We start from the raw sequence: 20,106 nt of genomic DNA, 5'->3' as shown, positions 1-20,106 counted from the left end.
TTAAATACATTGTCAGGTTAGTGATATATGTATGTAAATTCAATTGAAGATTAAAACCAATATTTATAAATGAAAAATTGCTATATTTTTCTTTGCCTTTTTTTCTCATTATTCATTTTTGGGCAACAAAAACAGTTCAGTATCCAATGGAATGGTGTAAAGACACTTGAGACAGAGTATGGGAAAATTCAAGTCCCTTCTTTTGATGCTAAACATTTTAGCTATGACGATGAAAAAGGCCTTACTTTTTTTTCACAATGGGATAGTAATGGAAGTTTATTAGATAATAATTCTGTTGTATTATCTAATGTATCTTACGAAACCATTAGCGAAGCCGATCTTAAAAATTTAAGCATTCAACTTATACCAAACGCCCCAAGATATCAATTATATAATACGAATGCGAGAGGTAAACGCTCACATTATTTTGAAATTAGCCCAATAATTAAGGATAGAGGAGTATATAAGAAAATAGTGGCATTTACCATAAACTATAATACACTTGCTGGTCGTAACAATAGTACAATGATGAATCAAATAACCAATTCAGTTTTAAATACAGGAGATTGGTATCGTTTTTATATAGAGGAATCAGGTGTATTTAGATTAACCAAAAGTTTTTTGAATAGTCTGGGAGTAAATACAAATAGTGTTAACCCAAGACAAATAAAAATTTATGGTAATGGAGGTAGAATGTTACCTTACCTAAATGCAGAAAATTACCCCTTTGATGTTGTAGAGAATGCTATAAAATTCGTAGGTGAAGAAGATGGTAGTTTTGATAGCAACGATTATATACTATTTTATGGGGAAGGGCCAACAACCTATAGCGAAGAGAGTAATACCAATCTAAACCTATACACAGATAAAACATATTATTATGTAAATGTTAGTGCTGGAAATGGTAAACGTATTCAGTCAATGCCAAATATTAATGCTGCTGCTGATATTCAAATAAATACGTTTCAAGATTATCAGTTTTATGAAGTTGATGAGCACAATCTAGCCAAGCTGGGAAGGCGTTGGTTTGGTGATGAATTTGATATTGAAAATCAACGTGTTTATCAGTTTCAGTTTCCTAATTTAATAACAAATGAGCCTGTAAACTTTGAAATAGCTGCTGGTTCGGTTTCTGAAACTGCAGGAAGCACAATGGCAATTACCGTTAATGGTAATTTTGTTAGTAGTCTATTGTTTCCACCAATAAGCCCAGGCTCAGTATTGGCATCAGCGTCTGCTTATGACGATAATCTAAATATTTCTTCAGATGAAATTACGATAACATTAGACTATAATAATAATGGAAATCCTTCGGCAAAAGCTTATCTGGATTATATTAATATTGAAGCGACAAGAAATTTAGCTTATGCTGGTGAGCAAATGGTATTTAAAAACAGAGCTGTTATTACAACACCAGGAATAGTAGAATATACCTTGTCTAATGCTGTTTCTGTTGATGAAGTTTGGGATATTACCGACAGATTCAATGTTACTAATTTTTTAAATAGCGATAATCAGAATAGTTTGTCATTTAAGGCACAGTCTGGTGAAGAACGTACTTATATAGCGTTTTCTGATTCTGGCGCTTTACAACCTAAGAAAGATTCGCAATCTAGGGTTGCAAATCAAAATTTAAAAGGTACAATTTTTAATAATACTCAAGGAGTTTTTGAAGATATCGATTATATTATACTATCACCTTCACAACTTATTTCTCAAGCAGAACGGTTAGCACAAATTAATAGAGATCAATATAATCTAAAAGTAAAAGTGGTTAACCTTCAGACCATTTATAATGAATTTAGTACAGGTAGTCAAGATATTGCTGCACTACGAAATTTTATTAAATATGTTTACGACAATGCTAGTACGCCAAGTAGGAGGTTAAAATACTTATGCTTGTTTGGGGAAGGGTCGTATGATTATAAAGATAGACTACGTAATAACACCAATTTGGTTCCGTCATGGTACACTAATAACAGCTTCAGTCTTACAAATTCTTTTGTATCAGATGATTTCTATGCCATGCTAGACGAAGACGAAGGCACAATGGCAATTTCTGATAGAATGGATGTTGCAGTAGGGAGAATATTAGCAGAAGATATTCAGCGAGCAAAAGAAATGGTCGATAAAATCCAAGCCTATTATCAACCTGAAGCTTATGGTAGTTGGCGAAATAATGTAATTCTAATTTCTGATGACGTAGACATACAATGGGAAAGAATTTTACAAGAAACCACGGACGGTTTGGGAACTGCTTTAGAAAATGAGAAACCTTTTCTAAATGTTACAAAAATTCATTCTGATGCCTTTGAGCAGGAATCTTCAGTTGCGGGTAATAGATATCCAAAAGTAAATAAAGCCGTTAAAGATGCTATTGAGGTCGGTGCATTAGTTGTAAATTATTTTGGTCATGGTGGAGAAAATGGATTAGCTAAAGAACGTATTTTCGATAAATTTGACTCGCAAGAAGTCAATAATGTCTGTAAGTTTAACTTGTTTGTGACTGTGACTTGTGAGTATACAAAGTTCGATGATCCAGATAGAGATACAGCTGGCGAATTTACGTTTTGGAATAAAAATGGAGGGGCCATTAGCCTTATAACCACAACAAGACAAATTTTTGTAACCACTGGTGTTAGTTTTAATGAAACTTTAGATAATTATATTTTTGCTTTTGGCTCTAATGATTATCCAACTATTGGCGAAGCCTTACGATTAACAAAAGTAGATAATACGATAGGAGGTTCATCACAAAAAAGATTGGTGTTCTTAATTGGTGACCCTGCAATGAAGTTAGCTTTTGCAAGACCAAATATTGTACTTACAAGAGTTAATGATGTAGAGATTACACAGCCAATAGATACACTTAAAGCATTAAGTTATACAAAGCTTGCAGGGGAAGTTACAGATGTGAATGGAAATCTTGTCTCTAATTATAATGGTACCCTTACTGCGACAGTTTTTGATAAAAAAATTCAACGCCAAACTCTTGCCAATGATGGAGTAACAGATAGTAATGGCCAAATTATATTAGATTACACTACATTAGGCGAAATTATCTTCAAAGGACAAGCAAGTATAACAAATGGTCAATTTGAATTCGATTTTGTAGTGCCAAGAGATATTGGTATTCCCGTAGGTAATGGTAAAGTTAGCTTTTATGCACAAACTTCAAACCCATTATCCGATCAGGCAGGTGCAAATTTTGATATTAAAGTAGGGGGGATTAACGATAGTGCACCCGAAGATAATATTGGTCCTGTAATAAATTTGTTTATGAATGACGAAAGCTTTGTTTCAGGAGGTATTACAAACGAATCTCCATCCTTGTTAGCAAAACTTCAAGACGATAATGGTATAAATACAGCAAGTGGAATAGGTCACGATATTACTGCAATTATTGATGGAGACGAAACCAATCCCATAGTGCTTAATGATTATTATCAAGCTAATTTAGATGATTATACCAATGGTGCTGTTTCGTATCCATTTAGAGATTTAGAGCCTGGGTTGCATACCTTAACATTAAAAGCTTGGGATGTTTATAATAATTCATCAACGGCAGAAATTCAGTTTACAGTCTTTGACAAGGATGAAAAATTAGTGGTAAAAAATGTGCTTAATTACCCTAATCCATTTGTTAATTACACAGAATTTTGGTTTAACCACAATAGTGTAGAGCCTCTAGACGTTTCAGTACAAATATTTACAATTTCTGGTAAACTGGTAAGGACACTCAATGGACAAACGACGGGAGGTAGTAAATCCGTAAGTTCTCTATCAAAAGATATTGTATGGGATGGGCGAGATGATTTTGGGGATAAAATAGGAAAAGGAGTCTATGTATATAAACTAAAAGTGAAATCTAACCGTTTAAATAAGCAAGTTGAAAAAATTCAAAAACTTGTTATACTCTAATAATAATTTATATTTGCTAACGAATTAGTGCCAAGTATTTAGCATTAATAATCAATAATGAACATGAAGAAATACGCAATAACCCTTATCGCTTTAATAACTTTAAACCTATCTTTTTGTCAGGAGACTATTACTTTTCCAGACCAATCTTCTGTTATTACAACAGGTGTTCCGTTTATGCTAATTGCACCTGATGCGAGATCAGCGGGAATGGGAGATATGGGTGTAGCAACTTCTGTTGATGGATTTTCACAGCAATGGAACCCTGCAAAATATGCCTTTTCTGAAGCGAAATCTGGTGTAAGTTTAAGTTATACACCTTATTTGAGTAGATTGGTAAATGATATCTCAATCAGTTATGCCACCTATTTTAACCGATTAAATGAATATAGCGCTGTATCAGCAAGTTTCAAATACTTTAGTTTAGGTGAAATTACACTTACACAAGGTGAAGACGATCCTGGTATTAATGTAAAACCAAACGAATTTACAGCAGATGTGGCTTACACCTTACGTTTGGCAGATCAGTTTGCAATGGCTGTAGCAGTACGTTATTTAAGATCAGATTTAAGAATCGATCAGGTAGATCCTAATGCAGATGCAGCTAGTACATTTGGCGCTGATATTACAGGATATTATCAAAGTGAAGAGGAAGCCTATAATGATTTTAATGGTCGATGGAGAGCAGGTTTTGCGATTCAGAATTTAGGTCCAAAGTTTAGCTATGACGATGGAGGTAGAGAAAATTTTCAACCTACAACCTTACGGTTAGGAGGGGGTTTTGACTTTATATTTGATGAGTATAGTAAATTAGGGATAACAGCTGAAGTAGCTAAACTCTTAGTACCAACACCACCAAAGTTTGGTTTTGTTGATACTAATGGAGATGGTGAACAAACTGATGATGACCCAACGACTACTGATGTTGATGAAAGTGAACCTACTATTATTACTCAAGGAAAAGATAATGATGTAAGTTTTATAAATGGTGTTTTTCAATCCTTTGGTGATGCACCAGGTGGATTTAGTGAAGAATTAAGAGAATTTACATGGGCTTTAGGTGCAGAATATACGTACCAGGAAAATTTTGCTTTTAGAGCTGGTTATTTTAATGAGGCAGAAGATAAAGGTGCTCGTAAATTTTTCGCAATAGGCGCAGGGTTTAAATACACCACAATTAATTTAGACCTATCGTATTTATTCTCAGCATCTAAAGTGCAAAGTCCATTAGAGAATACTTTGCGTTTTTCGCTTACATTTAATTTTGGTGATGGTGAGTATGACGAATATTAGAAATTACAAATAACATAGATATTCAAAACTATTGTTTTTACTAAAAGCGATAGTTTTTTTGTCTAAAATAATATTGAAATATGAAGGAAGTAAAGATAGAGACCCAATTAAAGGTTTATAATGATATTAATGAGCTTCCAAATGACATCCAAAAATTAATGGAGTCAGCGATAGATGTTAGAGGTAATGCATATGCGCCTTACTCTAAATTTAAGGTAGGTGCGGCAATATTATTAGATAATAGTGAGATTGTTGTTGGTAGTAATCAAGAAAATGCATCCTACCCATCTGGTCTTTGTGCAGAGCGTACAGCTATCTATTATGCAGGTGCTAAATACCCTAAAGCTAAAATTTTAAAAATGGTGTTAACAGCTTCTTCTCAAAACCAAGTTACTGAGACTCCAATTCCACCATGTGGAGCGTGTAGACAAGCTATTGCTGAATATGAGATTAAACAAGAACAACCCATTGAAATTTATTTTATGGGAGCAAAAGGAAAAGTTGTTAAATCAAATTCATTAGCTAATTTATTACCATTAGGTTTTGATAGGAGTTTCCTATAACGTTTTCGCCAAAATTTTACGATTTTCAGTTTCTTCGTTACTATCTAATATGTTATTTTTGTTATTCTGATTAAACGAACGAATCAATAAAATGCAAAAAATAACTAAAGAGGTTTACCTTAAGTGGTACGAAGACATGCTATTCTGGAGAAAGTTTGAAGACAAACTTGCAGCAGTATATATTCAGCAAAAAGTTAGAGGATTCCTTCATTTATATAATGGTCAAGAGGCAGTCCTTGCTGGAGCGTTGCATGCTATGGATTTAACAAAAGACAAGATGATTACGGCTTATCGTAACCATGTACAGCCCATAGGTATGGGAGTAGATCCAAAACGCGTAATGGCAGAATTGTATGGTAAAGCCACTGGAACCTCGCAAGGCCTAGGAGGATCGATGCATATCTTTTCTAAAGAACACCGTTTTTACGGAGGGCATGGTATTGTTGGTGGTCAAATTCCTTTAGGTGCAGGTATTGCTTTTGGCGATAAGTACCACAATAGCGACGCGGTAACTTTATGCTGTTTCGGCGATGGTGCTGCCAGACAAGGGTCTTTACACGAAACATTTAACATGGCCATGTTGTGGAAATTACCAGTAATTTTTGTTTGTGAGAATAATGGTTACGCCATGGGAACTTCGGTAGAACGAACGGCGAATCACACTGATATATGGAAGTTAGGTCGTGGGTACGAAATGCCTTCTGGTCCTGTTGATGGAATGAACCCAATTAAAGTAGCTGAAGCATTTGATGAAGCTATACAACGTGCAAGAAAAGGTGGAGGTCCATCTTTTCTGGAAGTAAAGACATACCGTTATAGAGGGCATTCTATGTCAGATGCACAACATTACAGAACAAAAGACGAGGTTGAGGAGTACAAAAAAATAGATCCGATCACACAGGTAAAGGATATTATTTTAGAGAAGAAATATGCTACAGAAGATGACATAAAAGAAATAGATAAGCGAGTTAAAGCGCGTGTATCTGAATGTGAGAAGTTCGCTGAAGAGTCTCCTTATCCAGACAAGAACGTGATGTATGATGCAGTATATGAACAAGAAGATTATCCATTTATACCACATAAATTATAAGCTATGGCAGAAGTAATTAACATGCCGCGTTTGAGCGACACCATGGAAGAAGGAACTGTGGCAGCTTGGCTAAAGAAAGTTGGCGACAAAATTGAAGAAGGTGATATTTTGGCAGAAATAGAAACAGATAAAGCTACCATGGAGTTTGAATCTTTCAATGAAGGAACATTACTTCATATAGGAATTGCTGAAGGGGAAACTGCTAAAGTTGATACACTTTTAGCTATTATTGGTGAAGAAGGAGAAGATATTTCAGGATTATTAAATGGGAGTAATGAAATTGAAAAGTCAAATGCGATTCCCGAAGGAGAAGATATAGTTGAAGACGTTTCTGATGTAGATTTTGATGCATCATCTCAAAACCTACCAGAAGGCGTTATCGTGGTAACTATGCCTCGTCTTAGTGATACAATGGAGGAAGGAACAGTAGCAACTTGGTTAAAGAAAGTTGGCGAAGAAGTTGAAGAAGGCGATATTTTAGCTGAGATTGAAACTGACAAAGCTACAATGGAGTTTGAGTCCTTCCAGTCAGGTACATTATTACATATAGGATTACAAGAAGGCGAATCTGCTAAAGTAGATGCTTTACTGGCGATTATTGGCCCAGCTGGTACTGATGTTTCGGGAGTAGCTAAAAACTTTAAAATTGCTGGTTCGGAGACAAAGTCAAAACCTCAAAAAGAAGAAAAGAAAGTTGAAGCACCAAAACCAATTGAAACTAAAAAAGAAGCACCAAAAGCCTTAAATACTTCAGCATCAGTTTCTACTTCTGACGGAAGAATATTTGCTTCACCATTGGCTAAGAAAATGGCAGAAGAAAAAGGTATTAACCTGTCTCAAGTTAATGGTTCTGGTGAAAATGGTAGAATTGTAAAACGTGATATAGAGAACTTCACACCTTCTGCTGCACAGTCATCAGCTGTTGTAACCAAGTTTGTACCATCTGGTCAAGAAGATTTTGATGAAGTACCTAACTCAAATATGCGTAAAGCAATTGCAAAGAACTTAGCAAAATCTAAATTCTCAGCACCACATTATTATTTAAATGTGGAATTTGACATGGAAAATGCTATTGCTTTTAGAGCGCAGTACAATTCTTTACCAGACACAAAGATTTCTTATAATGATATGATTGTTAAGGCTTGTGCTTTAGCATTACGTCAGCACCCACAGGTTAATTCCCAATGGTTTGATGATAGAATGCAATTGAACAATCATGTACATATTGGTGTAGCAGTTGCTGTACCTGATGGATTGGTAGTGCCTGTAGTAAAGTTTGCCAATGAGCAAAGCTTAACACAAATAGGTGCTGCAGTGAAAGAATTTGCTGGCAAGGCTAGAAATAAAAAATTAACCTTAGACGAAATGGAGGGTAGTACCTTTACTATTTCTAATCTAGGAATGTTTGGTATAGAGAGTTTTACATCTATTATTAATCAACCAAACTCTGCAATTTTATCTGTAGGAACTATTGTATCTAAACCAGTAGTAAAAAATGGACAAGTTGTTCCAGGTAATACGATGAAACTCACAATGGCTTGCGATCATAGAACAGTTGATGGAGCAACAGGCGCTCAATTCCTTCAAACATTAAAAGGGTATATTGAGAATCCAGTAACTATGTTAGTGTAGAATAAATTTTATAAAAATAATTCATTAAACAAAATTTTAATTATGAAAAACCTTAAAATAGCAGCTATCTTTTTATTGATAATCTCTTCAGGTATAGCGCATTCTCAAAAAAAGAAAGTAGCAGTTATTGCTTTTTATGCAGATAAGGTTATTGATCTTTCAGAAGTTGATGCTTCAGCAGATTTTATTGCAAAAAATACAGCACTTAGTGATAACCCAGATTTTAATCTTAGTAATCCGCTAAATAAGTTTCATGAAGCTTTTTTTAATAATTATGTCAACGAGTTTGATTTTGAGCTTGTGCCAGAAGAGAAAGTGTTAGAGCTTCCTGAATATAAAAAATTTAAAGCCGAGTATGGAGACTATAAAAATATTGGAGGTCAAGAAGCCTTTGAAACTATAGATGGTTATAAGGTCATACAAAGTTATGGAGAACGATTAGAAGTCAAAAATATTAAGCCTATTGCAGAAGCTTTAGGTGTAGATGCAATTATGTTTGTAAGATTAAACTATAGGTTTAATAAAACTGGTATCGGCAAACTAGGATATTTTAGTATTCAAGCAGTAGTAAGTCTAAGCTTATATTCAAAAAATAACAAAAGTATCTTTCAGTTTAGTGAGTTAGCAGGTTCTAAGAAAAAGGCAGCAATGGTTGGAGGCTTGCCCGTTATGACTCCAAAAAAAATACAACCCATGTGCGATAGTGCGACAGACGAACTTATTAAGGACATGAACAAGAAAATTGATAGACTTTCTAAAAAAGCTAATAAAAAGCTTAATTAAAGATAGTGTAATGTATAACCTAACCTGTTTCAAAATACTTGAGCAGGTTTTTTTATTTTAAAGAGATATGATGAGAAGTATATATTATATTTTATTTATGGCATTATTTATGTCGTGTGCAGTAAAACAAAAAGGAGACGACGGCAAGTCTGGTAAGGATGGGAAATCTGGTGAAAAAATAGAAATCACTGCAGCCGATATTAAAAAAAGTATGGAATATCTGGCCTCAGACGAATTAGAGGGACGAGCAACAGGTAGCGAAGGTATCGAAAAGGCAGCCGTTTTTATTGAAAATTATTTCAAAGCCAATAATATTAAACCATATTTTAAAACTTACAGAGATACTTTTCAGATAGAAATGTTAAAAGCACATTTACATGAAAAAGAATCAGAAAAATTTATAGGTTACAATATTGTAGGTATGATTGAAGGTAATGATCCTGAGCTAAAAAATGAATTTATAATTTTAGGAGGACATTACGATCATATAGGTAAAGGTAAAGAAGTTGAAGGCGATAGTATAGCCAATGGTGCAAATGATGACGCTTCAGGAACCATAGCAGCTATGGAGTTTGGTAGGTATTTTTCAAAGTCTAAGACTAACAAGCGCAGTATTTTAATTACTTTATATTCAGCTGAGGAATTGGGATTGAAAGGCTCTGCTCATTTAGCAAGGCGTCTAAAAGAGGCAGGTTTAAATGCCTATACAATGATTAATTTTGAAATGATTGGTGTGCCTAGAGCAGCGGGCAAATCTATAGCTTATATGAGTGGTTTTAATCGTTCTAACTTTGCCCCTATATTAAATCAATATGCAGGGGAGGAAGTTGCTGGTTTTTTTCCAAAAGCTAAAGAATTTCAATTATTCTTTAGATCAGATAACTTTCCGTTCTTTAAAGAATTTAATATGCCAGCACATGCTATGTCGACCTTCGATTTTACAAATTTTGAATATTACCATCATGTAGATGATGAGGCAGATAAAATGGATTACAATCATATGGCAAACTTTATTAATAAAATGATACCTGCATTGGAAGGTATGATGAATGCACCAACAAAAGAAGTACGTTTAAGTGATGAGTAAAAATATAGTCATTACCGGAACAAGCAGAGGAATAGGTTTTGAGCTGGTACATCTTTTTGCCAATCAAGGACATAATGTATTGGCATTATCCAGAAATGCACAACCTGTAAATAATTTACATTTTGAGAATATTACCTCATTCGCTTTTGATTTATGCAAAGCTGAAGACTATAAAAAAGTAAACGATTTCATTGCTAAAGAATGGAAACATGTAGACATATTGATAAACAATGCAGGTACACTTTTAAACAAACCTTTTAACGACACAACTTTTGAAGATTTTGAATACGTATACAAAACCAATGTATTTGGAGTTTCAGAAATGACAAGAATTGTTTTACCCTACATGAAAAAAGATGGACATGTGGTTACCATAAGTAGCATGGGAGGTATTCAAGGTAGTATGAAGTTTCCTGGACTTGCAGCTTACAGCTCCAGCAAAGGCGCAGTGATCACCTTAACTGAATTATTAGCTGAAGAATATAAAGCAGAGGGTCCACAGTTTAATGTATTAGCTTTGGGTGCTGTGCAAACCGAAATGTTAAAAGAAGCATTTCCAGATTACCAAGCTCCAACTACAGCTGCAGAAATGGCGAAGTATATCCATAATTTTGCTTTAACAGGAAATCAATTTTATAACGGTAAAGTACTACAAATCTCTAATTCAACACCTTAATATTAATTTGTGTTTAATTTTGTTAATAACTATTCTAACTAAGTTGTGAGATTTATTTTAAAAATTTAAATTGCCTAAAATATAAAATCTTGCAACTCAATAAAACTACCCTCTTTTTTTTAGTATTGTGTGTTTTTGCTATAACTCGTATTCAAGCGCAATGTAATCTTGTAGAAACTATTGTTATTTGCGATATGACGCAAATAGACAATGACAATGACGGTTCTCCAGACGGTATTATTAATTTATACGACGAGTATACTAATCTTACAGGTAATACCATACAAGCTGGTACTTGGTTTGATCCTAACTTTAACTTTGCTTTAAATGAAGCTACAGGAGATTTATTTCTCTGGGATTTAAACGAATCCTCCACTACAACTACAGATTATCAATTTGAATTGACAAATGCTAATTGTGGATCAGATATTGCCTTAACCATTAACTTAGTATTAGGACCATTTTCGGGCATAGCACTTCCTACAAATTTAGAAGATGTTAATGTTCAGGTTTGCGATGCAGGTTCCACACCAGTTGATATTTGTGTAGCACTTCCGGATATGGATCTTTTTGAAGCTTTAGAATCTCTACCAAGCCCTCATGCAAATGGACAGTGGATGTACGAAGGGAGTAGTCCGAATTTTAACGGGATTAACGGATCCGAATTATTTGTTACTGTACCTTATGCACCTGGACCTCCTTTGGTAGATGAAGAAACATTTGAGTTGGTTTACAGAGTTGAAGGGATAGCACCCTGTGACCCTTTTCAGGAGACTAGAGTTAAAATTTCTGTAGTTAGGCAAGTGTTTTCAGGTTTAGCTCAAAATCAAAGAGTTTGTGAAGCAGCGATCTTAAATGGAGATTATGATAATGATATTGATTTAACGGATGATCAATTTTTACTATTTGAAGACATAGAAGGGACTTGGGAAATGGATATGTTTGGACAGGTTACCTCCTTAGGCGATTCGGAAATAAATATAAATGACATTTATCAACAAATTATAGCTAATAATGTAAGGTTTGGATGTGTTGATTTAGAATTTACGTATTCAGTAGAACAACGATCTGGTGTCTGTGATGATACAGATACAACGGTTAGTTTTAAAATTTATGAATATTTAAGACCGTTTTCGCAATCTAATTTCCCTGAGTTTTGTGAAGAAGATCCGTCGATACCAGCTACTATTAATTTATACGATCAACTCACGTTTACAACCGAAAATGGGGTGTTGTTCGATTACCCTTCTAATGCTTGTACGCAATGGAGTTTAGTATCTGGTCCTTCCAATTTAGGCTTAATAAGTAATGGAGGGGATTGCACACCAACACCTGGATATTCTCATTTGGGCACTGTTAATTTAACAGGAGCTGAACCTGGAACCTATATTTTTAGATATACGGTTAATCCTGAGGTTAATTGTAATCCTGATGATTTTGAAGCTTTAGATTACATAGATGCATGTACAAGTATGGCAGATCCTTCAGGATTTTGCGATGCCGAAACAGCAGAAGTTGTCATTGTGATTAGTGAAATAAATTATGCAGGTGAAGATACTTTAGGTCTAGAGTTTTGCGAATCAACTATTACAGGACCTATAGATTTAATTTCATTGTTACAAACCAATGGTGTAGACGACCCTGTTTATCAAGGGCCATTTGGAACATGGACAGATTTGGATACTGGTGGTATAATTACAAACCCTTTTACATTACCCGAAATTACAGGTCAGCAAACCTTTAATTTTATATATAATACAACGACAGCAAGTAATTGTTTAGACAGTGCTTTATTAACCTTTACAGTCTTTGAAGAATACACCTCAGGCTCAGGTACAACGTTAGAGGTTTGTAATGATGAAAGTGCTTTTAACTTGTTCGATGTTTTAACAAATGATCCAAGCACAACGGGTACATGGTCTGGACCAAATGATTTTATGTCTACAGATAATAATGCGATTTTTGACCCTGCTATGTCAGCTGCTGGTGAGTATATTTATACAGTACCTGATAATGGATTATGTACAGGAAGCTCAACTTCGGTAACTATTACTGTTCTTTCTAATGCCAATGCAGGAAGTGATATGATGGCAACGTTATGTCAATCCGACTTACAAATAGACCTGTTAACCTTATTAGATCCGCAAGCAGATTTAGGTGGTACATTTGTTGATTTGGACAATACATCAGCTTTAAATGGTAGTATTTTAGATGTTACTTTACTAAATGAAGGTTCTTATAATTTTGAATACCAGGTTCAGGGAAATGCACTTTGTAATCCAGATAGTGCACTTATAACCGTTGAAGTTTTAGATATAGCTTCGCCAAGTATACAAGATCAAACGTTTTGTTTAATTGATGGGGCAACAATAGCCGATTTAATAGTAACAAGTAATGATGCACAATCCTTTAATTGGTATGATGATATTAGCTCAACTAATGTTTTACCAACGTCAACATTATTAGTTAACGGAGAGGATTATTTTGTAACAGCAATAGATGTTAATGGATGTGAGTCTGATAGAGTATCCATGATTGTAACGCTTTTGCCTCTAAATGATGAAACTTGTGATGATTGCGAAATAAATGACGGAATCTCAGATAATGACGATGGTGAAAATGAAGTCTTGGATCTTTGTAATTTACCAGTGGTTTTTCCAAGTTTTGAACTGGAAATTTTCAACAGATATGGAACAATAGTTTTTAAAGGAAATAAAAATACAGAACTGTTTGATGGAGAGTCTAATGTATCGCTAACATTAGGCGACCGTCTTCCATCAGGTGTATATTTCTATGTTTTTAATCCTAACGATTCAGCGGCTGAACCTTTTCAAGGACACTTTTATTTAAGTAGATAACTATATGAGATTGTTAATAATCATAACCGTATTGTTTTTTGGATTTGCATTACAAGCACAGCAAAATCCACATTACACACAATACATGTACAATATGAATGTGGTTAATCCTGCATATATGATTAATGAACCTGGCATAGTAGAAGTTGGAAGTTTATATCGTACACAATGGGTTGGTATTGACGGAGCACCAAAAACTGGAAATATTTTTGCAAATATTCCTATAAATGACAAAATAGAATTAAGTGTTAACTACCTTAATGATAGAATAGGAGGAGTTGTTAATCAAGATTTATTTAATATTGATTTTGCTTACAGAATAAATCTAACCGAAGATCTAAATTTATCCTTTGGCTTAAAAACAGGTATAGATAATTTAAGATTCGATTTTTCAGATACAAATGTAAGTTCAGATGACCTTTTTCAGAGAACAAGTAAAACGGTTTTAAATATTGGTGCAGGAGCATTTTTGTTTAAAGAAGAGTTTTATGTAGGCTTGTCATCGCCAAATTTAATACCTAGTAATTTAGACGTTAATAACGATGTGCTATATCAAAACGCTATCCATGTCTTTTTAATGGGAGGCTATGTTTTTAATTTAAATGATGATTTTAAACTTAAGCCTTCAACGATTGTAAAAATGGTTGCAGGCGCACCGATAAGTTTCGATATATCTGCTAATGCACTTTACTTAGATCGTTTTGAGTTAGGTGCATCTTATCGTTATCAAGATGCAATAACAGCATTGGCTGGTTTTAAGGTAACATCAAATTTACGATTGGGTTATGCCTATGATTTTAATACAAGTGCCCTTAACGATTTTAATAGTGGAAGTCACGAATTTATATTAACCTATAGATTTGATGTCTTAGGATTAAGTAAAAAATATTCATCTCCAAGATTTTATTAATATGATAAATAGAATTATTGTAATAATAAGCATACTATTTGTGCAGGTTGCGATTGCGCAAAACAAGACAAGAGCTGATCGCTTTTTCGAGAAAGGGGATTATATTAATGCAGCTTTATACTACGAAGAAGAGCTCGAAAAAAAACAATCTAAAAGAGTACTCGAAAACCTTTCGATAGCCTATTATAATACTTTTGAATATCGTAGAGCTGCACGATATTTAAAACAATTAATTAACGGCAAATTTCCTTCAAGTGATAAAGGTTATGATAATATTTACAATTTTAAACTCTACCAAATATTATCTGCATTAGGCGAATATGATACTGCCATTAATTATTTAAAACGCTATAAAGCCAATAATAATATTGAAATAGATACGGATAAAGCTATAAAAACTATAGAAACATTTAAGTTAAAAAACCCTGATTATATAATTAAAAAGTCACAATTCAACTCTACTGCTTCAGAATTTGGAGCCGTTAAATTTGGTGACAGTGTTTACTTTACTTCAGATAGAGAAACAAAATCGCTTTTTAGTAAAACATATAAATGGACACATCAATCCTTTTTAGATATCTATGCTGTTAAAATCAATGAGGATTTAAAACCAATGAGTGAGGTAAAGCCAATGTCCAAACCAATCAATAGTAAGCTGCATGAAGGTAATTTTTGTTTTACTAAAGATGGTAATACCATTTACGTTTCTAAGAGTAATGTCGTAGATGGTAAAAAGCAATTTGATGGCAATGAAAATAACAACATTCACCTTTATAAAAGTACATTTTCAAATGGTAAATGGTCAGAATTAGAAAAACTACCTTTTAATACAGATGGGTTTTCGTACCAACATCCAGCATTAAGTCCTGATGGTTCAAAGTTATATTTTTCTTCAAATAGAGAAGGAGGATTTGGTAATTTTGATTTGTATTATGTAGATATAAAACCATCAGAATATGGAGAGCCTATTAATCTAGGTGCTACAATTAATACAGAAAACAGAGAGCACTTTCCTTTTATTTCAGACAAAGGCCATTTGTTTTTTGCTTCTAACGGACATTTAGGATTAGGAATGCTCGATAATTTTGTGTCTGAGTTTATTGAAGGGAAATTTGAAAATCCAGTAAATCTAGGTGTTCCAATAAATTCACCCTATGACGATTTTAATTTAATTTATCACAATTCGCAAGAAGGCTTTTTTGCATCTAATAGAAATAAAAGTAACGATGATATATTTCTATTTAAGCAAACAGGTGAAATTTTTATCAGAGAATACATTAATACCTTTGAAATTAGAGATGCTGAAACCCAAGCACTCATTCCCAACACCGAAGTGGAGCTTTTAAATAGAAACAGTGAAACATTATATAAAAACACCTTAGGAGAAACAGCAAGCTTTAATAAAAATCTATTAGAAGGTAATTATATATTAAAGGCTAGCAATGAAGAATATAGTTCTAATGTCTTAAATGTTAGAGTGATTGAAGCGCAAGATCAAAAGCATGTTTTACTTTTAAAGAAATTGCCACCTCCTCCACCTCCTCCACCTGTTGACCCTGTAGATGTTATAATTGCTGAAAAAGGAATAGATAAAGATTTAGAAGAGAAAGATCCTGAACGATTTAAGCTACTAACTGACCCTGAAGGGCCTCCAGTGGTGGAGAAAGATGGAAAATTGTTTTTTGAGCTCCAGCCTATCTATTTCGATTTTGATATGTGGAATATCCGTCAGGATTCTAAAATAATTCTAGATGAACTAGCAAGTAAACTAGAACGTTATCCAGACATTCATTTAAAAATAAGTTCACATACTGATAGTAGAGGTACAGTAAGATACAACCAAATACTATCTGAGCGTCGTGCAGAATCTACAAGGAACTACTTAGCTCTCGAAGGTTATATCAATGCGAGGCGTTTGCAGTTTGAAGGCTTTGGTGAATTGCAACCTATTGTGTCGTGCCCTTTAAATGATTGTACAGACGAAGAGCATCAGCTTAATAGGCGTAGTGAGTTTGAAATTATTGAGTATAAGAAAGAAGAAGAATAAAGATTTGATCTTTTATACTTAGTATTTTGAAAATTGAATTTTATTGGATATCAGAGTTTCATTATCCAGCTTCACTTTTTTATTAGTGATTATAGCATAAATAGTATCAGTCTTTTTAGTGCTATTTGATACTTTATCATAAGAAAGTTTTATCCTCTGTACACTATCATTTACAATAATAATATTACCAAGTCGCTTTATATTTTTAATTATGGTAAAATCTTTTGCTATAAAATTATTGATAGAATCGTTTGTGTAATTTTTTAGTTGTTTAATTACTTCATTATTAAATTCGGGATGTTCATTTTGTAGAGCCACCAAATCATAAAAATCTTGTAACTTCTGACTGATCAACTGTGCATTGATTGTAGACTCATCATCTAAGTTATCGACAATAATTTCTAAATCAGTTTCTTCCGTAACCATTATATCATTTACTTCAGCATTTTTTACCTTGTTAGTATCCATAGCGCAGGCTACAAGTAAAAAACTTATTATAATGATCGTGATATGTTTTAGTTTTAAATTCATGTTTAATCAATCATAAATTTTAATTTTATTATTTGGCCATCAACTTCTGTTTTGTCTAAAATCCTCATGCCTTTTAAACTACGTGTTGGAATTGTCAACTTCTGAATAAACTCTTGTTTTGTATAGATTTCTACAACATTACTATTTTCAAAAAGCTGATATATTTCAGCGTTATCATTAAAAATGGTATTTAACTTTTCTCTATGCTTCTTCCATTGTTTTATATCCTTGTTGGTATAATAACTCAACATCAAAGCGTAATCATCTGCTATTAGCTTTACAATTTTATTTTTATTAGAATTAAATCGCCTTACTATAGTATCAGTTTTGTAATAAGGAGATTCGACTACAAATTTTATGGTACTTTCTTCAGATTTATAATTAAAGCAACCTAAAGAATCTGATGTTTTGTGTATGGGCGTTTGACCATTTTTTAAAATTTTAATATTGAGAATAACACTACTAATAGGTTCGTTTTTAATGGAATCATAAAAACAGAATTGATAATTATGTTTTCTATTTATAATTGAAAATGCTAATAAAAAACAAGGCACTAATATCAATAACCATAAATATTTAACAAATACTTTTTTAGGGGTTTTGCCCTTTGTTGATGTTATATGATTGTTTTTAAAATCATTCCAGTTTTTATAACCAACATAGTTGCTTAATAGATTTAACATGTCAATTCTTGGCAACTTATTGGCGTCATTTTTTATATAGGTGTAAAACCATTTTTCACTAACACGCGCCTTTACTTTTGTAAATAAGTCTTCTTGAAATGCTATAATATCGTCACCTTTCCAGTCTTCAATGTTTTTAGATGCACTATTGTTTTCCAAAAACGTAGACGTTATGGCCAACTTTAACTGTGAGAATATGTGCTGTTCTTCTAAATTCAAAATTAATATAAAGGCTTAAAAATCAATTGTGTAATGTTTGTAAATCGTTTACAAATGATTTACAAGCGTTTTCTAAAGGATAAAATCTATTACGTTATAGGTTTGTTATTATAACGATTAAAAATATAAAATTATGAAGGCAAAACCATTTAAATCTGTAATTAAATTCTCTATCATTTTTGTACTAATACTATTATTTGATGGATGTTACCCTCCGAACGGTCAATCAAAAAATGCAATGTACGAACTTGATGACATAGAAGTATACGAAGTGACAACAGATGAAGTAACAATAATTGAACACAATACAGAAGAGTATGATAGAATTTATGAAAACACTTATAGAGATGTAAGACAAAACCCGTTATCGACCTTTTCTATAGATGTAGATAACGCATCATATAGCAATGTAAGACGGTTTTTATCAAACAATCAGCTACCGCCAAAAGATGCAGTTAGGATAGAAGAAATGATTAATTATTTTAATTATGATTATCCACAACCAAATGATAAACATCCTTTTTCTTTTTCTAATGAAGTAGCAGATTGCCCATGGAATATAGAGCATAAATTGGTGCATATAGGAATTCAAGGAAAGTCATTAGATTATAAAGACATTAAGCCAAGCAATTTTGTGTTCTTAATAGATGCCTCTGGCTCCATGAGTTCTAATAATAAATTACCATTGTTAAAAAAAGCTTTAAAGTTATTGCTTAACGAACTCAATGAGAGTGATAAAGTGGCTATTGTAGCATACGCTGGATCTGCAGGTTTAGTTTTACCTTCAACCAAAGCATCACAAAAGGAAACTATCATTGAGGCCTTAGACAGAATTAATTCTGGCGGATCAACAGCTGGAGGAGAAGGTATACAACTAGCATATAAAATAGCCAAAGAGAATCTAATAACAAATGGCAACAATAGAGTCATATTAGCAACTGATGGAGATTTTAATGTTGGAGTGTCATCGAGTTCAGAAATGGTGAGACTTATTGAAGAGAAACGAAAAGAAGATATATATCTTACAATTTGTGGCTTTGGTATGGGAAATTATAAAGATGGACGTATGGAGCAAATCAGTAATGCAGGAAACGGAAATTACTTTTACATTGATAATATAAAGGAAGCAAAAAAAGTATTTTCAACAGATATGAGAGCAAATATGTTTACCATTGCCAAGGATGTTAAAATTCAAATAGAATTTAACCCGTCACAAGTCAAAGCTTATCGGTTAATTGGATATGAAAATAGAGTAATGAAGAATGAAGATTTTAATAACGACAAAAAAGATGCTGGGGAGCTAGGAGCAGGTCATACAGTCACAGCTTTATATGAAGTCGTCCCTTTCAATTCTAAATACCAAGCAAAGCAACATGATGCTTTGAAGTATCAAAAAACTGAAACGACAGTTGCTTCAAATAATAATGAAATGTTGACCATAAAGTTTAGATATAAAAAACCAAAAGACAATAAGAGCATATTAATTACAAAAACTATTGAGGACAAGAGCTTAGAGTTAGAAAAGGCTTCAAATAATTTTAAGTTTTCTTCAGCTGTAGCAGGTTTTGGACTTCTACTAAGAGACTCAAAATATAAAGGTGATATAACGTATACTATGGCTAAGGAATTAGCTTTAAATGCAAAAGGAAATGATGTTAATGGTTATAGACAAGAGCTTATAAGTTTAATAGAAACGGCAGCTTTGCTCACAGAAAAGCTTTAAGAAGTTTGTAAAGATGCTATTTTTAATAATGTCAGTTTGAGCGCAGTCGAATAGCCTTAGCTTTTTTGACTGCGCTCAATATGATAAATT

The 20,106-nt window shown here is 33.2% G+C and carries 14 protein-coding genes; 12 read left to right on the top strand and 2 right to left on the bottom strand.

What is annotated here, in order from left to right; all coding sequences use genetic code 11:
• Positions 1–69 precede the first annotated feature (69 nt).
• From porU to Q0912_RS12270, 11 genes are all read left to right on the top strand, one after another.
• Complete coding sequence (gene porU / locus Q0912_RS12320) at positions 70–3,921, top strand: type IX secretion system sortase PorU (RefSeq protein WP_299115494.1); 3,852 nt, start codon at positions 70–72, stop codon at positions 3,919–3,921.
• A gap of 63 nt (positions 3,922–3,984) precedes the next feature.
• Positions 3,985–5,214 carry a type IX secretion system outer membrane channel protein PorV gene (gene porV / locus Q0912_RS12315; protein WP_299115492.1) on the top strand — a complete coding sequence of 410 codons (1,230 nt, stop codon included), beginning with the start codon at positions 3,985–3,987 and terminating at the stop codon, positions 5,212–5,214.
• Between the two features lie 80 nt (positions 5,215–5,294).
• The gene (gene cdd, locus Q0912_RS12310) at positions 5,295–5,777 is read left to right on the top strand and encodes a cytidine deaminase (protein WP_299115489.1); all 483 of its coding nucleotides are present in this window, start codon (positions 5,295–5,297) and stop codon (positions 5,775–5,777) included.
• A gap of 91 nt (positions 5,778–5,868) precedes the next feature.
• A complete protein-coding gene (gene pdhA / locus Q0912_RS12305; RefSeq protein WP_299115487.1) occupies positions 5,869–6,867 on the top strand; it encodes a pyruvate dehydrogenase (acetyl-transferring) E1 component subunit alpha in 999 nt (332 codons plus the stop codon).
• 3 nt (positions 6,868–6,870) lie between these two features.
• Positions 6,871–8,499: a pyruvate dehydrogenase complex dihydrolipoamide acetyltransferase gene (locus tag Q0912_RS12300; RefSeq protein WP_299115485.1), complete on the top strand. Its 1,629-nt coding sequence runs from the start codon at positions 6,871–6,873 to the stop codon at positions 8,497–8,499.
• A gap of 42 nt (positions 8,500–8,541) precedes the next feature.
• Positions 8,542–9,282, top strand: coding sequence for a hypothetical protein (locus Q0912_RS12295; protein ID WP_299115483.1), 741 nt, complete (start codon positions 8,542–8,544; stop codon positions 9,280–9,282).
• A gap of 70 nt (positions 9,283–9,352) precedes the next feature.
• The gene (locus Q0912_RS12290; protein WP_299115481.1) at positions 9,353–10,369 is read left to right on the top strand and encodes a M28 family peptidase; all 1,017 of its coding nucleotides are present in this window, start codon (positions 9,353–9,355) and stop codon (positions 10,367–10,369) included.
• Positions 10,362–11,045 (top strand): SDR family oxidoreductase, encoded by a 684-nt coding sequence (locus Q0912_RS12285; RefSeq protein WP_299115479.1) that lies wholly within the window; start codon positions 10,362–10,364, stop codon positions 11,043–11,045. Before Q0912_RS12290 ends, Q0912_RS12285 begins: the two co-directional genes overlap by 8 nt.
• A gap of 89 nt (positions 11,046–11,134) precedes the next feature.
• Complete coding sequence (locus tag Q0912_RS12280; protein WP_299115477.1) at positions 11,135–13,903, top strand: gliding motility-associated C-terminal domain-containing protein; 2,769 nt, start codon at positions 11,135–11,137, stop codon at positions 13,901–13,903.
• Positions 13,904–13,907: 4 nt separating this feature from the next.
• Complete coding sequence (locus Q0912_RS12275) at positions 13,908–14,813, top strand: type IX secretion system membrane protein PorP/SprF (RefSeq protein ID WP_299115475.1); 906 nt, start codon at positions 13,908–13,910, stop codon at positions 14,811–14,813.
• Between the two features lies 1 nt (position 14,814).
• Positions 14,815–16,860 (top strand): OmpA family protein, encoded by a 2,046-nt coding sequence (locus tag Q0912_RS12270; RefSeq protein ID WP_299115473.1) that lies wholly within the window; start codon positions 14,815–14,817, stop codon positions 16,858–16,860.
• Positions 16,861–16,878: 18 nt separating this feature from the next.
• Here Q0912_RS12270 and Q0912_RS12265 read toward each other — a convergent pair whose 3' ends face one another.
• Positions 16,879–17,328 carry a hypothetical protein gene (locus Q0912_RS12265; protein ID WP_299115471.1) on the bottom strand — a complete coding sequence of 150 codons (450 nt, stop codon included), beginning with the start codon at positions 17,326–17,328 and terminating at the stop codon, positions 16,879–16,881.
• Positions 17,329–17,393: 65 nt separating this feature from the next.
• Entirely contained in the window at positions 17,394–18,293 is a 900-nt protein-coding gene (locus Q0912_RS12260; protein WP_299115469.1) for a hypothetical protein, read from the bottom strand.
• A 133-nt stretch (positions 18,294–18,426) separates the two neighbouring features.
• On the opposite strand from Q0912_RS12260, the gene Q0912_RS12255 reads away from it, so the two are divergent.
• Positions 18,427–20,016 (top strand): von Willebrand factor type A domain-containing protein, encoded by a 1,590-nt coding sequence (locus tag Q0912_RS12255; RefSeq protein ID WP_299115467.1) that lies wholly within the window; start codon positions 18,427–18,429, stop codon positions 20,014–20,016.
• Positions 20,017–20,106: the final 90 nt, after the last annotated feature.

The organism is uncultured Winogradskyella sp., assembly GCF_947498345.1.
Lineage (GTDB): Bacteria > Bacteroidota > Bacteroidia > Flavobacteriales > Flavobacteriaceae > Winogradskyella.
The sequence above is the reverse complement of the archived record's forward strand: the minus strand, read 5'-3'. Positions and strand labels throughout refer to the sequence as shown.

Coding starts and splice junctions, on each gene's coding strand:
- porU (WP_299115494.1), top strand. CDS start 70: ATGAAAAATTGCTATATTTTTCTTTGCCTTTTTTTCTCATTATTCATT.
- porV (WP_299115492.1), top strand. CDS start 3,985: ATGAAGAAATACGCAATAACCCTTATCGCTTTAATAACTTTAAACCTA.
- cdd (WP_299115489.1), top strand. CDS start 5,295: ATGAAGGAAGTAAAGATAGAGACCCAATTAAAGGTTTATAATGATATT.
- pdhA (WP_299115487.1), top strand. CDS start 5,869: ATGCAAAAAATAACTAAAGAGGTTTACCTTAAGTGGTACGAAGACATG.
- Q0912_RS12300 (WP_299115485.1), top strand. CDS start 6,871: ATGGCAGAAGTAATTAACATGCCGCGTTTGAGCGACACCATGGAAGAA.
- Q0912_RS12295 (WP_299115483.1), top strand. CDS start 8,542: ATGAAAAACCTTAAAATAGCAGCTATCTTTTTATTGATAATCTCTTCA.
- Q0912_RS12290 (WP_299115481.1), top strand. CDS start 9,353: ATGAGAAGTATATATTATATTTTATTTATGGCATTATTTATGTCGTGT.
- Q0912_RS12285 (WP_299115479.1), top strand. CDS start 10,362: ATGAGTAAAAATATAGTCATTACCGGAACAAGCAGAGGAATAGGTTTT.
- Q0912_RS12275 (WP_299115475.1), top strand. CDS start 13,908: ATGAGATTGTTAATAATCATAACCGTATTGTTTTTTGGATTTGCATTA.
- Q0912_RS12270 (WP_299115473.1), top strand. CDS start 14,815: ATGATAAATAGAATTATTGTAATAATAAGCATACTATTTGTGCAGGTT.
- Q0912_RS12265 (WP_299115471.1), bottom strand. CDS start 17,328: ATGGATACTAACAAGGTAAAAAATGCTGAAGTAAATGATATAATGGTT.
- Q0912_RS12255 (WP_299115467.1), top strand. CDS start 18,427: ATGAAGGCAAAACCATTTAAATCTGTAATTAAATTCTCTATCATTTTT.